The organism is Polynucleobacter paneuropaeus, from assembly GCF_003261235.1.
GTDB lineage: Bacteria > Pseudomonadota > Gammaproteobacteria > Burkholderiales > Burkholderiaceae > Polynucleobacter > Polynucleobacter paneuropaeus.
The window spans coordinates 925,387-940,442 of the sequence record NZ_CP030085.1; the positions used below are offsets into that span (position 1 = coordinate 925,387).

Genomic DNA, 15,056 nt, shown 5'->3' on the forward strand with positions numbered 1-15,056 from the left:
TAATCTAGGCATGTCCTTTTTCAGTTTTTTACCTGGGGCCGACGCCCTTTCTGCCTTTCGCCAGCAGCGACTTTTAGCCTTGCTTTCCGCTCAAGGTATCAAGCTAGATGCGATTGAAGCGCAATACATTCATTTTGTTTGGACCGATGTAGAGCTCTCACCAAACAGCCGAGATTTATTAAGTCAGCTATTAACTTATGGCAATCCTTTTGTTAGTCATTTAAAGACCAAAGGTAGCTGGTTTAATAAGCACTCCAATAAAAAATACCAGACGATTGCAATACCGCGCTTTGGTACGGTTTCACCCTGGGCTAGTAAAGCGACAGAGATTGCCCGCCAATGTGGGCTAAATGTTCTGCGGATAGAACGGGGTGTTGAATACTCTTGGCAAAGTAGTCAGGATTTAGATGCCAAACAAAGAGAAATGATTCTGGCAGCACTTCATGATCGTATGACTGAGGCTCTCGTAGATGATCTGTCTGCGGCCGATCCGCTTTACCAAACCCTTTCTGATCGTCCATTAAAACGTATCCCCATTCTCAGTGAGGGTAAGAATGCCCTTGATCAAGCTAATCAAGAGCTCGGCTTGGCGCTATCTGAAGATGAAGTTATTTATTTGCTTGAGAACTTTCAGCGTTTAAAGCGTAATCCTAGCGATGTCGAATTAATGATGTTTGCGCAGGCTAATAGTGAACATTGTCGCCACAAAATCTTTAATGCAAGCTGGACAATCGATGGTGTAGATCAAGATCGCTCTTTATTTGCCATGATCCGCAATACCCATCAATTGAATCCTGAAGGTACTGTGGTGGCGTATTCGGACAATTCGGCGATTATGGAGGGTTGTGAAGCAGAAGTGTGGCACCCACAAGGTACAAATCATCAGTACCAAAAAGATACCCGCTTGGTTCATACCTTAATGAAGGTAGAAACCCACAATCACCCGACTGCAATTGCACCGTTTCCTGGTGCTTCAACAGGTGCTGGCGGCGAGATACGGGATGAGGGCGCAACAGGTATTGGCGGACGTCCTAAAGCAGGCTTAACGGGCTTTTCTGTTTCTAATTTACAAATTCCCGGGACCGACTTACCTTGGGAAGCCGAAGTCTATGGCAAGCCAGATCGGATTGCGACTCCTTTGCAGATCATGATTGATGCTCCCTTGGGTGGAGCGGCATTCAATAATGAATTTGGCAGACCGGTATTGGGCGGCTACTTCCGCGTTTTTGAACAAACTTTAGACGGCTCACGTCGCGGTTATCACAAGCCCATCATGATTGCAGGTGGGATTGGGGCAATTGACTCGATTCATACCCATAAAAAACCCATTGAGGCAGGGCATTTGCTTGTGCAATTAGGTGGTCCTGGCATGCGCATTGGTATGGGCGGGGCGACTGGTAGCTCAGTAGCAACGGGCACTAATACGGCTGATCTCGATTTTGACTCTGTACAACGAGGTAATCCAGAGATGGAGCGTCGTGCACAAGAAGTGATTAATGCCTGCCGATCGATGGGTGAGCGCAATCCTATTGTTTCTATTCATGATGTAGGTGCAGGCGGGCTCTCGAATGCATTTCCTGAATTAGCAGATGGCGCTAATCTTGGCGCTCAGTTCCAGTTGAGAAAGATTCTGCTCGAAGAGAGCGGTATGAGTCCAGCAGAGATCTGGTGCAATGAATCACAAGAACGCTATGTTCTGGCTATTGCAGAAAAAGATATCGACTTGTTGAAGTCACTTTGTGAGCGTGAGCTTTGCCCATATGCCATTGTGGGTGTTGCTACGAGCGAGAGACAGCTTCAGTTGAGCGATAGCACACAGACGAATAACCCAGATGCTGCTTTACCAATTGATATGCCAATGGAAGTATTGTTAGGCAAACCACCTCGCATGCATCGTGATGTTCAAACTATTGAACAACACTTTCCAGACCTCAATCTCACTGATGCTAAGTTATCGGATTGTGTTGCCTGGGTTCTGCAACAGCCTACAGTAGCAAGTAAATCCTTCTTAATTACGATTGGCGACCGCACTGTTGGTGGTCTTAATGCGCGCGATCCTTTTGTTGGGCCATGGCAAGTTCCCGTTGCGGACTGTGCTGTCACTCTGATGGATTACCAAGGTTTTCGTGGCGAAGCCATGACGATGGGTGAACGTACTCCGCTAGCTGTGGTCAATGCTCCAGCAGCAGCCAGAATGGCAGTGGGTGAGGCTCTAACCAATTTACTAGCAGCCGATATTTCAGGTCTACAAGGTGTAAAACTCTCTGCAAACTGGATGGCAGCTTGTGGGTCCCCCGGGGAAGATGCCAAGCTCTTTGATTCCGTCAAAGCAATTGGGTTGGATTTATGTCCAGCGCTTGGCATCTCTATACCGGTAGGTAAAGATTCTTTATCGATGGCTACCGAGTGGAAAGATGGTCAGCAGAATAAAAAAGTAACCGCGCCAGTGTCACTAATTATTTCAGCTTTTGCGGCCGTTGCGGATGTTCGCAAGACTCTGACCCCGCTACTAAAGTTGAATGATCAAGCTGGTAAGCCCGTCGAGAGCGAACTGATTTTGATTGATCTGGGCAGAGGTCAAAACCGAATGGCTGGAAGTATTTTGGCCCAAGTACTTAATCAGGCAGGCAATTTCACGCCTGATGTGGATCATCCCGAGGATATCAAGGCTCTTGTTCGGTCTCTGAATATCTTGAGACAGCAAGGAAAAATTCTTGCCTATCACGACCGTTCTGATGGCGGTCTATTTGCTTGTATCTCTGAAATGGCATTTGCAAGCCATTGCGGCATCTCCATCAACGTGGATATGATCACTCTCGATCAAGATCATGAATCTGACTATGGTGATGCTAAGAACTGGGCGCAACAAGTCGAAGGTCGACGTCACGAACAAACCCTGCGGGCCCTATTTAATGAAGAGTTGGGCGTAGTGATTCAAGTGCGTCGTGAGCAACGGGATGAAGTCTTCGCCGTCCTTCGTGAACATGGCTTAAGCGCTTTTAGTCACGTTGTTGCTAAACCAAATCAAAATGGTCATATCGAAATTTGGCGTGATGCCAAAAAAGTCTTTTCTGAACCGCGTCAAGTACTCCAAAAAATGTGGAGTAATACGAGCTACCAAATCGCTAGATTGCGTGACAATCCCGATTGCGCTGATAGTGAGTTTGAACGTTTAGATGATCTTGCAGATCCTGGAATGTCACCTAAGCTCAATTTTGATATGACAGAGAATGTAGCTGCGCCATTCATTCAGTCTAATGCTAGACCCAAGGTAGCTATCTTGCGAGAACAAGGTGTGAACTCTCATGTAGAAATGGCTTATGCTGTTCACTCAGCTGGATTTGATAGTCATGATGTCCACATGTCTGATCTCCTCTCAGGCAAGGCTAAATTAAGTGACTTCCGCGGCTTGATTGCATGTGGTGGCTTTAGCTATGGCGATGTTCTGGGGGCTGGCGAAGGTTGGGCTAAAACGATCCTATTTAATGGAGCCTTACGCGATCAATTTTCAGCTTTCTTTAATCGTCAAGATAGCTTTGCTCTGGGCGTATGTAATGGTTGTCAGATGATGAGTAATTTGTCGAGCATCATCCCTGGCGCACAAGCCTGGCCCAAGTTCACCCGCAATCAATCAGAACAATACGAGGCACGCTTGGTAATGGTAGAAGTGATGTCATCGCCCTCTATATTCACTCAAGGCATGGCTGGTAGTCAGCTACCTATTGCGATTGCCCATGGTGAAGGCTATGCAAACTTTAGTCAGCAAGGTAATCTTGAAGCTATTCAGAAACACAGTTTGGCAACCATGCGTTTCGTGGATCACTATGGTCAAGCAACGCAGACTTATCCACTGAACCCCAATGGATCGCCTGGTGGTTTAACGGGTGTAACGACAGCGGACGGTCGTTTTAGCGTGATGATGCCGCATCCAGAGCGTGTATTTAGAGCAGTTCAAATGAGTTGGTGTCCTTCTGAGTGGCTTAATACACAAGATGCAAGCCCTTGGCTGAGGCTATTTCAAAATGCCCGTCGCTGGGCCAATTAACTTGCTTGGAATGGAGCCAGTAACCTTCTCTGAGAGTGGCGGCATTCGTTATCTTCATTTTGGTAGTGAACTGATTCAAGGGGCTATGCGTATACGCGACCCTGATGAGATTTATCTGGAGTACAACCAGCAGATGATGGCATGGCTATTGTTCCTAGAAACTAGACCTAAGATGCAAATCGCTCAACTTGGTCTAGGTACGGGTGCTTTAACGAAGTTCACTTATCGTTACTGCCCATCCGTGACCAGCACTGTGATTGAACTGAACCCAGCAGTCATTGTGTCTGCTCGAACTATGTTCAACACACCTGATGATGGTCGACGCCTCAAAACGATTCAAGTTGATGCCAAAGTTTTTGTTGCAGATCCTACTAATCATCACAAATTTGATGCGATTCAAATTGATTTATACGATGCCATTTGTGATGGGCCATCAGCAAGTTCTTTGCGCTTTTATCGAGACTGCTTTCAGACCCTCAAATCACCGGGAGTCATGACAGTTAACTTGTTTTCTAGGCATAAGAGCTTTGATATCAATCTGAATAATATTTGCGAAGCTTTTGATAACCGCGTTTTACTATTTCCTGAATCGCATGACTGTAACGTTGTAGCCATGGCTTTCAAAGGTCCGTTACTAGAAGTCGAGTGGCAAGATGTATCTAAACGCGCGAAATTACTTGAACAGCAAACGGGCTTGCCAACCCGATCTTGGGTCAAGGGCTTAAGTCAGGTCAATGCCCGGCAAGAATCACAACTCAGAATCTAATTTGATAAAGAAAAAGGCGATCAAATGATCGCCTTTAATGTAACCATAAAGAGTTACCTAGATAGTGACAGTATCAGCAACATCGCTGAAAGATTTCATCTTGTCGAAGTTCATGTACTGGTATACCTCCGCAGCCTTACTATTGAGGTTTTGCACCTGCTCTAAATATTCTTTAGGAGTAGGGAGCTTACCGAGCAAGGCAGCTACTGCAGCCAATTCAGCAGAGGCAAGATAGACACGGGTATCGATACCCAATCGGTTCGGGAAGTTGCGAGTAGAGGTAGACACAGCAGTCGAGCCTTTACGAATTTGAGCCTGGTTACCCATGCAAAGAGAGCAACCCGGGCTTTCCATGCGGGCACCTGTACTGCCGAGCATGCCGTAATAGCCTTCTTCCATTAGCGTCATGGCGTCCATTTTGGTAGGGGGCGCTATCCATAAACGGGTTGGCATATCTTTCTTACCTTGCAGAACCTGACCAGCAGCACGGAAGTGGCCAATATTGGTCATACATGAACCAATGAATACCTCATCGATCTTGTCGCCAGCAACTTCAGATAAAAACTTCACATCATCTGGATCGTTAGGGCATGCCAAGATAGGCTCTTTTATTTCCTCTACATTGATCTCTATGATTTCTGCGTAATCGGCATTTTCATCTGCCTTAAGTAACTGAGGATTAGCAATCCAAGCTTCCATCGATTTAATCCGGCGCGATAAGGTCCGCTTATCTTCGTAGCCATTGGCGATCATCCACTTCATCAAAGTGATATTGGAACGCATGTATTCAATGATGGGCTCTTTATTTAAATGCACTGTGCATCCACCAGCAGAGCGTTCGGCAGAAGCATCAGACAATTCAAAAGCTTGCTCCACTTTGAGTTCAGGCAAGCCTTCGATCTCCAGAATGCGACCTGAGAAGATATTTTTCTTACCTTGCTTTTCAACGGTAAGCAAACCACGCTTGATAGCGTAGAGCGGAATTGCATTGACGAGATCACGCAAAGTAATACCGGGCTGCATCTTGCCTTTGAAACGTACCAGCACAGACTCAGGCATATCCAATGGCATCACGCCCGTTGCAGCAGCAAATGCCACTAGGCCAGAACCTGCGGGGAAGGAGATGCCAATAGGGAAGCGAGTATGACTATCACCACCTGTGCCGCAGGTATCAGGTAATAGTAAACGGTTCAACCAACTATGAATCACGCCATCACCTGGACGCAAAGATACGCCACCGCGATTAGTCATGAAAGAGGGCAGTTCATGCTGAGTTCGAATGTCGACTGGCTTTGGATAAGCTGAGGTGTGGCAGAAGCTTTGCATCACCAAATCGGAAGAGAATCCTAAGCATGCTAAGTCTTTTAATTCATCACGGGTCATTGGACCGGTAGTATCTTGCGAGCCCACTGTAGTCATGTGTGGCTCGCAATAAGTCCCAGGACGAACACCCTGACCTTCGGGTAATCCGCAAGCGCGACCAACCATTTTCTGGGCCAGCGTGAAACCTTTTTTGTTATCAGCGGGGCTCACTGGTAAACGGAATTCAGTTGAAGCAGGAAGACCCAGAGCAGCGCGGGCTTTGGCTGTTAAGCCTCGACCAATAATGAGGGGGATGCGACCACCAGCGCGGACTTCATCCAAGATTACAGGGGACTTCAAAGCAAAACTGGTAATTTCTTTACCATCTTTGAAAACCTTGCCATCGTACGGGCGCAATTCAATGACATCACCCATCTGCATTTGAGAAACATCAAGCTCAATCGGTAACGCGCCTGAATCTTCCATAGTGTTAAAGAAGATGGGAGCAATATTGCCACCGAGACATACGCCACCAAAGCGCTTGTTTGGAACAAACGGAATGTCTTGACCAGTCCACCACAAGACTGAATTGGTAGCTGATTTACGGGATGAACCGGTGCCGACCACATCACCAACATAAGCAATCAAGTTGCCTTTTTTCTGGAGTTCAGCGATTTGTTTCATTGGACCGCGCACGCCAGGCTCGTCTGGCTCGATACCCGCACGCGGGTTTTTCAACATCACGGTTGCGTGCAGTGGAATATCAGGACGACTCCAAGCATCTGGAGCAGGGGAGAGATCATCGGTGTTGGTTTCGCCAGTGACCTTAAAGACGGTCAGCTTCATGCTCTCTGGCACCGCTGGTCGGCTTGTAAACCACTCCGCATCGGCCCAGCTTTTCATGACTGCTTTGGCATGCGCATTGCCTTTATCGGCTAACTCATGCACGTCATTAAAGTAATCAAACATCAAGAGGGTTTTCTTGAGAGCTTGTGCAGCCGTTGCTCCGCATTCGGCGTCAGCCAATAAATCAACTAGGGGTTTGATGTTGTAGCCACCTAACATGGTGCCCAAAAGTTCAGTTGCTTTAATGCGCGAGATCAAAGGTGATTTTTCTGTGCCCTTGGCAAGCGCTGCCAAAAACTCAGCCTTCACCATAGCTGCCTCATCAACACCTGCGGGAACACGATGGGTAATCAGTTCAAGCAGTTCAGTCTCAGTCCCTTTGGCTGGGTTCTTTAATAAATCAACCAATTTAGAGGTTTGATCTTTGGATAAAGGAAGGGCTGGGATACCTTGGGCTGCTCTTTCAGCAACTTGGGCGTTGTAGGCGTCTAACATCGTATTTCCTATGGGATAAGTTAACTATTGAAAAGCCAGGCAGGACCGATGAAAACCGATACCTGAACACCCCCATTGTAAATCCACAAAAGTGCGGTGAATATGGGTTTTACTACTGATTTTTGGGGAAAATCCCTAAAAAAGGCTCAAATCACTGTTTCTTCTTTTAAGGCCCAAACTAAGGCCGCTACCCATCCCAATAAGGACCACCCCAAAAAGAGATTCAAGGCAAAAATAGCCCCAGTATTGGCGCGGCGTTTATTAAAAGCGATAGCAAACGGCAAAAGGTAAAAGAGGGTGCAGATGCTAATGAGGATGGCGAAAAAGAGGCGCATTAGAGTCTATTTCTCACGAATCCAGCTCTGGGTCCGGCCAATGAGAGGAATGCCCAGGTAAGCCCTTAAATCCAGTTTATTGCCCTGATCTAGCAACTTAATGTCTGCACGATAAATTTCCCCATCATCGGGGTCTAAGATCCGACCACCAGAATATGTGCTATCCCCATCTTTTTTGAGCCCGCTCAGTATTTCCATGCCAACTACGGGCTTATCTTTTCGGTAATCGGTACATTTAATGCAGGTTGGCATTCCGCTGGGATCCAGAATTTTGATCACTTTTCCGGCAAAAAGACCGTTTTGTTCGCTGATCTGGACTAGAGCAGCAGCTTGATTGGTCTCGTCATCAAAGGTTTTCCATAGCCCAACAATCGAGCCTGCATCTTGAGCGAGGGCTGAACCAGCAATCAAAGCGCCAAGGGCTGTCAATGCCCAGACTCTAAAAATTCGTGTCGGATTTGCAATTTTGAAGCAATTTTTCATGTTTTTCTGCGTCGTCCAGCGATATATTTCTGTCATCTTAACCTTCTTAAAATCTGAACTAGCAAACCAGCTATCGTTATAATTACTTTTTCCAACAGAGCTTAAGCGATGACTAAATACGTTTTTGTCACTGGTGGCGTGGTTTCTTCCCTAGGGAAAGGAATTGCAGCTGCCTCGCTTGCCGCGATTCTTGAATCCCGCGGCCTGAAAGTCACCCTCCTAAAATTAGATCCCTACATCAACGTTGACCCTGGCACGATGAGCCCGTTTCAGCATGGCGAGGTATTTGTCACTGAAGATGGGGCTGAAACCGATCTGGATTTAGGTCACTATGAGCGCTTCGTATCAGCGAAGATGCGCAAGAGCAACAACTTCACAACTGGTCAAATTTATGAATCGGTGATTCGTAAAGAGCGTCGTGGCGAGTATTTAGGTAAAACAGTTCAGGTTATCCCCCACATTACCAATGAAATTCAGGCCTTTGTGGAGCGTGGTGCACTTGCGAGCCATGAAGGTAAAGCCGATGTTGCCATCTGCGAGATTGGCGGAACAGTGGGCGACATTGAATCACTACCATTCTTAGAGGCTGCGAGGCAGATGAGCTTGCGTTTGCCAGCCCATAGTTGCGCATTCGTACACTTAACCTTAGTCCCTTACATTAGTAGTGCAGGTGAGTTGAAAACCAAACCCACTCAGCATTCAGTTCAAAAATTACGTGAGATTGGCATCATGCCAACCGTATTACTTTGCCGTGCAGATCGTCCGATTCCGGAAGATGAAAGAGCGAAGATTTCGCTGTTTTCGAATGTGCGCGAGGAAGCGGTGATATCTGTTTGGGATGTGGATACGATTTATAAGATCCCAGAAATGCTCCACGCACAAAAGATGGATGACTTGATCTGTCGCGAACTGGATATTCAGGCTAAACCTGCCGATCTCTCGGTTTGGGCTAAGCTTGTATTTGAAATGGCTAACCCACAACACGAAGTCACTATTGGTATGGTGGGTAAGTATGTTGACCTCACAGAGTCATACAAGTCGCTAATTGAAGCTCTGCGTCATGCCGGTATTCATAATCACACCAAAGTCAACATTACCTATATTGATTCGGAACAAATTGAAGCGAATGGCGTTGACTGCTTGCAAAATCTAGACGCTATCCTTGTGCCCGGTGGATTTGGTAAGCGTGGAACTGAAGGCAAGATTGCAGCAATTCGTTATGCTAGAGAAAACCAGATTCCCTACTTAGGTATCTGTTTAGGTATGCAGTTAGCAGTCATTGAGTTTGCCCGTCATGTCGCTAATATTGAACATGCCAACAGTACCGAATTTGATCCTGACACCAACCATCCAGTCGTTGCTTTAATTACTGAATGGATGGATCGTGAAGGACGGGTTGAGAAACGCGGTGATGATTCTGATCTCGGCGGAACCATGCGACTTGGATCGCAACGTTGTCCTGTTTTACCAAATACACTGGCCCATAAGATCTATGGCGGAGAAGTCAATGAGCGTCATCGCCATCGTTACGAAGTGAATAATATTTATGTACCGCGCCTTGAGAAGTCAGGTCTCATCATTTCTGCTAGAACCCCAAGTGAATCCCTTCCTGAAATGATGGAGCTGCCCCAAGCGATGCATCCTTGGTTCTTTGGTGTTCAATTCCATCCAGAGTTCACCTCAACACCGCGTGATGGTCACCCCTTGTTTCTTGCTTATATCAAAGCGGCATTAGCCCACCATGATACTGCTCACAAAATTGCAGCTTGATGTGTATCTGCATCAATCTTCACACTCAACAGAATCTCTAAGGACATCTTTATGAAACTCTGTGGCTTTAATGTTGGCCTTGATCAACGCTTCTTTCTGATTGCGGGCCCTTGTGTGATCGAATCAGAACAATCTGCTCTGGATATCGCTGGTGAACTGAAAGGCATTACTGGCGCACTCAATATTCCATTCATTTACAAATCATCTTTTGATAAGGCCAATCGCTCCTCTGGCTCTTCATTCCGAGGGCTCGGCATGGAAAAAGGCCTGGAGATACTTGCTAAGGTAAAGCGTGAAATTGGTGTTCCAGTGTTGACGGATGTACACGACATTAACGAGATTGATGAAGTAGCTAAAGTCGTTGATGTGTTACAGACCCCGGCTTTCTTATGTCGACAAACAGATTTCATTCGTGCCTGCGCTCAAAGCGGCAAGCCAGTCAACTTTAAGAAGGGTCAGTTCTTATCGCCGCATGAGATGTTAAATGTCATTGAAAAAGCAAGAGCTGCTGCAAAAGAAGTTAATCTTCCAGATCAATTCATGGTCTGTGAGCGGGGCGCTTCGTTTGGTTACAACAATTTAGTTTCAGATATGCGTAGCCTAGCTATCATGCGTGAAGCCAATGCACCTGTGGTGTTTGATGCGACTCACTCGGTTCAGCTGCCTGGCGGCCAAGGTAATACTAGCGGTGGTCAACGGGAATTTGTTCCTGTGTTGGCCAGAGCGGCTGTAGCCGTGGGTATTAGCGGCCTCTTCATGGAGACCCATCCAGATCCTGCAAAAGCACTATCAGATGGTCCTAATGCTGTTCCCTTAAATCGTATGAAAGAGCTACTGGAATCCTTGGTAGCGATTGATACGATCGTTAAGAAGGGCAATTCCTTTTTAGAGAACAGTTTTAAATAACATTTACAGTCTTTAGGAGAATTACATGAGTGCCATTGTTGATATCATCGGCAGGGAAGTTTTAGATTCTCGCGGTAATCCCACAGTTGAGTGTGATGTACTGCTCGAGTCTGGTGTGATGGGGCGTGCTGCTGTTCCTTCTGGAGCATCTACTGGTTCTCGTGAGGCGATTGAGTTACGGGATGGTGATAAATCACGCTACTTGGGCAAGGGTGTTCTAAAAGCGGTTCAAAACATCAATTTGGAAATTGCTGAGTCTATTCTGGGTTTAGATGCCTCTGAACAAGCTTTTCTGGATCACACCCTCATTCAATTAGATGGCACACCGAATAAAGCGCGTTTGGGTGCGAACGCAACCCTTGCGGTATCGATGGCAGTTGCCAGAGCTGCGGCTGAAGAGGCTGGTCTGCCTTTGTACCGTTACTTTGGAGGTTCAGGCTCTATGCAGCTTCCTGTCCCCATGATGAATATCGTCAACGGCGGTGCCCATGCTAATAACAGCTTGGATATTCAAGAATTTATGATCATGCCGGTTGGCGCTAAGAGCTTTAGAGAGGCTTTGCGTTGTGGAGCTGAAATTTTTCATGAGCTCAAAAAAATTATCGGCGCGCAAGGCATGCCAACTTCAGTAGGCGATGAAGGTGGCTTTGCGCCAAACTTCAAAAGTAATCATGAGTGCTTAAGTACTATCCTTAAAGCAATAGAAGGCGCTGGATATGAAGCTGGTAATGATGTGCTGCTGGCTCTAGACTGCGCTGCTAGTGAGTTTTATAAAGATGGTAAATATCAATTGGCTGGCGAAGGCTTACAACTTTCAGCTAGCGAGTTTGCTGACTACCTTGGTCAATTAGCTGATCAATTCCCAATCGTATCCATTGAAGATGGCATGCATGAGAGTGATTGGGATGGTTGGGCAGACATTACTCGCAAGCTAGGTAAAAAGATTCAGCTAGTGGGTGATGATCTCTTCGTTACCAATACCAAAATTTTGCAAGAGGGTATCGACAAGGGTATTGCAAACTCGATCTTGATTAAGATCAACCAAATTGGCACATTGACAGAAACCTTTGCCGCAATTGAGATGGCGAAACGCGCTAATTACACAGCAGTGATTTCACATCGCTCTGGCGAGACTGAAGACAGTACGATTGCTGATATTGCGGTGGGCACCAATGCTGGTCAGATCAAGACAGGTTCTTTATCGCGCTCTGATCGGATTGCCAAGTACAACCAGTTACTCCGCATTGAAGAGGATTTAGGTGACGTAGCCAGTTACCCAGGCAAATCTGTTTTCTACAACCTCAAGCGTTAGTTAAATAAGCACCCTGATTCGACTATGCGCATCATTGTCTATTCCATGTTGGTATTGTTGCTGGTTATTCAGTACCCACTATGGCTAGGTAAGGGCGGCTGGCTCAAGGTCTACGAGATGGAGAAGCAGCTTGCGCTCCAACAGGCTAAAAATAGTGCTTTAGCACTGCGCAATGCCAAGCTGGCAGGGGATGTTGCTGATTTAAAGGATGGGACTCGTGCGATTGAAGAGCGTGCCCGCGTAGAGCATGGAATGATTAAGGACGGTGAATTCTTTATCCAAATCCTACCTAGCAATGCCACATCCCCAAGTCAAGATATACCTGATGGTGTGAAGGTTACTAAAGCCAAATAGGAAAATTTAGTGCCCACTGGATGGTGGACTAGTAGCATCGCTCAGCAGGTCAGTGCTAAAGACCTGACGACAGTCCACTGGATCAAACTGATATTCCTTGCCGCAAAAATCACACGCCGTTTCTACTTTACCTCGTTCGCTCAGAATACTTTCAACCTCTTGTTCGCCTAACATTCGCAAAACATCGGCTACTTTAGAACGTGAGCAGCGGCAAGCAAAGTGAATGGGTCTGCTGGGGAAGCTGCGCACCCCATAGTGTGAAGATTCCTCTAGAAACAAGCGGCGCAGAATTGTTTGAGGCGGAAGGGTCAAAAGCTCTTCATCGGTAATGGTCTCGCCAAGCGTTTGAATCCGCATCCAACCCTCGTCAGCAGTTTGAGGGTCTAAATGGGTGTGGCCGCCAGAATTCGGTAAACGTTGCAAAAGTAGGCCGCCAACTTGAGTTTCATTCGAGGCTAACCAAATTCGCGTTTCTAATTGCTCAGAATTTTGCATATACAAGCTTATTGCTTGGGCAACACTTTCAACAGGGCGGATGACGGCGCCTTGGTGATCTTGTAAAGCGACGATCCCTTGATAAGGTGGATTGCCGGCTTGACGGTCGGCAGGGTCAAGGGTAATAACGAGACGACCGCTATTACTAGCATCCAGCATTTGGGCTAAGGTCGCATCAGTAGGTATTTCAGTAGGGTCTACTGACAGCTTGACTGTTGCTCGCATAGAGAGGTCGGATTTACATTCGACCACTAGTAAAGAAATTGGACCAAGGCTTTGCGCCTGAATAATGAGAGTGCCATCAAATTTGAGGCTGGCGCTCAGAAGGGTGGCTGCAGCTACAAAATCCCCCAATACTTTTCGTACTGCGGGTGGATCATTCCGCCTCTCTAAGATCGCCTGCCAAGCGGTGCCGATTGAGACGATTTCACCTCGAACAGGGGCCCCATCACACATAAATACAAGAAGTTCGTTCATACCCTAAAGTATCCACGTTTTTCAGAATTTTTCCGATTTCGTCTGACCTGAGATAATGGGGTCTATGCAAATTCGTACACGTTTCGCCCCCAGCCCAACTGGCTTTATCCATCTCGGTAATCTCCGAAGCGCTCTTTATCCCTGGGCTTTTGCTCGTCATAACCAGGGCGATTTCATTCTGCGTATTGAAGATACCGATGTAGAGCGCTCCACCCAAGAATCCGTTGACGTGATTCTGGAAGGAATGGCCTGGTTAGGCTTAGATGTAGATGAAGGTCCGATCTATCAAATGCAACGCATTGATCGTTATCAAGAGCTTATCAAACAAATGCTTGATAGTGGGCTTGCTTACCCTTGCTATATGAGTGAGGATGAGCTCAATCGTTTGCGCGATCAACAAATGGCGAATAAAGAAAAGCCACGCTATAACGGCCTATGGCGACCAGAACCCGGCAAATCTTTGCCAGCAATTCCACCAGGTGTTTCACCTGTGATTCGGTTTAAGAATCCTATCGGGGGCTCCGTCATTTGGGATGATGCTGTTAAAGGCAGAATAGAAATTAGCAACGATGAACTTGATGATCTCGTGATTGCAAGATCTGATGGTACCCCGACCTATAACTTCTGCGTTGTCGTTGATGACCTTGATATGAAAATCACCCATGTGATTCGAGGCGATGACCACGTCAACAACACACCGCGCCAAATTAATATTCTCAAAGCCCTTGGCTCAGCTCCTCCCATTTATGCTCACTTACCAACAGTGTTAAATGACCAAGGCGAGAAGATGAGTAAGCGCAATGGTGCAATGAGTGTGCGTGATTATCAAAAAGAAGGGTATTTGCCTGAAGCCATTCTGAACTACCTTGCACGACTAGGATGGTCACATGGCGATGCCGAAGTCTTTACTAGAGAGCAATTTGTAGCTTGGTTTGATCTGGATAATCTTGGCAGATCACCAGCCCAACATAACCCAGAAAAGTTACTCTGGCTCAATCATCACTACATTCAAGAAGCCGACCCGGAAAAGCTGGCAGAGTCAGTTAGGCCATTTGCGGATGAGCGGGGCATTGATGTCAATCAGGGGCCAAGCTTTGTTCAGGTTGTCGCTTTATTAAAGGATAGGGCCAATACCCTCATTGAAATTGCGGAAGGGGCTAAGTTGTTTTACTCTCCTCCACCAGAGTTTTCAAAGGAGCAGATTGCTCAAAATATTCCTGAGGCGATTAAGCCAGTGATTCGTGATTTGATAGAGGCAATAACAAAGGCGGATACGACAAAAGAGGGCTATTCGGCTGCTTTTAAAGAAGTATTAGCCAAGCACCAACTGAAAATGCCAGCCCTAGCAATGCCAGTGAGATATGCCTTATTTGCCACCACCCAAACGCCAGCAATCGACTCTGTTTTAGTCGTTTTAGGGAAACAGGAAAGCATCAACCGGCTCGCCAAGGTCGTCCAGTAGGCAAATTG

The 15,056-nt window shown here is 46.6% G+C and carries 11 protein-coding genes; 7 read left to right on the forward strand and 4 right to left on the reverse strand.

Features of this window, described 5'->3' with window-relative positions:
• The first annotated feature begins 10 nt into the window (after positions 1–10).
• Positions 11–4,045, forward strand: a complete 4,035-nt coding sequence (purL, locus tag Pas1_RS04900) for a phosphoribosylformylglycinamidine synthase (RefSeq protein ID WP_112294662.1) — start codon at positions 11–13, stop codon at positions 4,043–4,045.
• Positions 4,023–4,811, forward strand: a complete 789-nt coding sequence (locus Pas1_RS04905; RefSeq protein WP_225971410.1) for a spermine/spermidine synthase domain-containing protein — start codon at positions 4,023–4,025, stop codon at positions 4,809–4,811. Before purL ends, Pas1_RS04905 begins: the two co-directional genes overlap by 23 nt.
• Positions 4,812–4,868: 57 nt before the next feature.
• Here Pas1_RS04905 and Pas1_RS04910 read toward each other — a convergent pair whose 3' ends face one another.
• From Pas1_RS04910 to Pas1_RS04920, 3 genes are all read right to left on the reverse strand, one after another.
• Positions 4,869–7,454 (reverse strand): bifunctional aconitate hydratase 2/2-methylisocitrate dehydratase, encoded by a 2,586-nt coding sequence (locus Pas1_RS04910; protein ID WP_112209216.1) that lies wholly within the window; start codon positions 7,452–7,454, stop codon positions 4,869–4,871.
• A gap of 146 nt (positions 7,455–7,600) precedes the next feature.
• Entirely contained in the window at positions 7,601–7,789 is a 189-nt protein-coding gene (locus Pas1_RS04915) for a superinfection immunity protein (RefSeq protein ID WP_112238159.1), read from the reverse strand.
• A 6-nt stretch (positions 7,790–7,795) separates the two neighbouring features.
• On the reverse strand, positions 7,796–8,272 hold the full coding sequence (locus Pas1_RS04920; protein WP_112294663.1) for a DUF2147 domain-containing protein: 477 nt from the start codon (positions 8,270–8,272) through the stop codon (positions 7,796–7,798).
• Positions 8,273–8,380: 108 nt separating this feature from the next.
• Here Pas1_RS04920 and Pas1_RS04925 point away from each other — a divergent pair, with 108 nt between their 5' ends.
• Genes Pas1_RS04925 through ftsB form a run of 4 tightly spaced genes read left to right on the forward strand, consistent with a single transcriptional unit; the run spans position 8,381 to position 12,614 of the window.
• A complete protein-coding gene (locus Pas1_RS04925) occupies positions 8,381–10,042 on the forward strand; it encodes a CTP synthase (protein WP_112204002.1) in 1,662 nt (553 codons plus the stop codon).
• Positions 10,043–10,093: 51 nt separating this feature from the next.
• Positions 10,094–10,948, forward strand: a complete 855-nt coding sequence (gene kdsA, locus Pas1_RS04930; protein WP_112294664.1) for a 3-deoxy-8-phosphooctulonate synthase — start codon at positions 10,094–10,096, stop codon at positions 10,946–10,948.
• A 25-nt stretch (positions 10,949–10,973) separates the two neighbouring features.
• On the forward strand, positions 10,974–12,260 hold the full coding sequence (gene eno / locus Pas1_RS04935) for a phosphopyruvate hydratase (RefSeq protein ID WP_112203998.1): 1,287 nt from the start codon (positions 10,974–10,976) through the stop codon (positions 12,258–12,260).
• Between the two features lie 24 nt (positions 12,261–12,284).
• Entirely contained in the window at positions 12,285–12,614 is a 330-nt protein-coding gene (gene ftsB / locus Pas1_RS04940) for a cell division protein FtsB (protein ID WP_112203996.1), read from the forward strand.
• A 6-nt stretch (positions 12,615–12,620) separates the two neighbouring features.
• On the opposite strand, the gene hslO is transcribed toward ftsB, so the two are convergent.
• Positions 12,621–13,586 carry an Hsp33 family molecular chaperone HslO gene (gene hslO / locus Pas1_RS04945; protein ID WP_112294665.1) on the reverse strand — a complete coding sequence of 322 codons (966 nt, stop codon included), beginning with the start codon at positions 13,584–13,586 and terminating at the stop codon, positions 12,621–12,623.
• 55 nt (positions 13,587–13,641) lie between these two features.
• On the opposite strand from hslO, the gene gltX reads away from it, so the two are divergent.
• Positions 13,642–15,048 carry a glutamate--tRNA ligase gene (gene gltX, locus Pas1_RS04950; RefSeq protein ID WP_112209211.1) on the forward strand — a complete coding sequence of 469 codons (1,407 nt, stop codon included), beginning with the start codon at positions 13,642–13,644 and terminating at the stop codon, positions 15,046–15,048.
• Positions 15,049–15,056: the final 8 nt, after the last annotated feature.

Coding starts and splice junctions, on each gene's coding strand:
- purL (WP_112294662.1), top strand. CDS start 11: ATGTCCTTTTTCAGTTTTTTACCTGGGGCCGACGCCCTTTCTGCCTTT.
- Pas1_RS04905 (WP_225971410.1), top strand. CDS start 4,023: ATGCCCGTCGCTGGGCCAATTAACTTGCTTGGAATGGAGCCAGTAACC.
- Pas1_RS04910 (WP_112209216.1), bottom strand. CDS start 7,454: ATGTTAGACGCCTACAACGCCCAAGTTGCTGAAAGAGCAGCCCAAGGT.
- Pas1_RS04915 (WP_112238159.1), bottom strand. CDS start 7,789: ATGCGCCTCTTTTTCGCCATCCTCATTAGCATCTGCACCCTCTTTTAC.
- Pas1_RS04920 (WP_112294663.1), bottom strand. CDS start 8,272: ATGAAAAATTGCTTCAAAATTGCAAATCCGACACGAATTTTTAGAGTC.
- Pas1_RS04925 (WP_112204002.1), top strand. CDS start 8,381: ATGACTAAATACGTTTTTGTCACTGGTGGCGTGGTTTCTTCCCTAGGG.
- kdsA (WP_112294664.1), top strand. CDS start 10,094: ATGAAACTCTGTGGCTTTAATGTTGGCCTTGATCAACGCTTCTTTCTG.
- eno (WP_112203998.1), top strand. CDS start 10,974: ATGAGTGCCATTGTTGATATCATCGGCAGGGAAGTTTTAGATTCTCGC.
- ftsB (WP_112203996.1), top strand. CDS start 12,285: ATGCGCATCATTGTCTATTCCATGTTGGTATTGTTGCTGGTTATTCAG.
- hslO (WP_112294665.1), bottom strand. CDS start 13,586: ATGAACGAACTTCTTGTATTTATGTGTGATGGGGCCCCTGTTCGAGGT.
- gltX (WP_112209211.1), top strand. CDS start 13,642: ATGGGGTCTATGCAAATTCGTACACGTTTCGCCCCCAGCCCAACTGGC.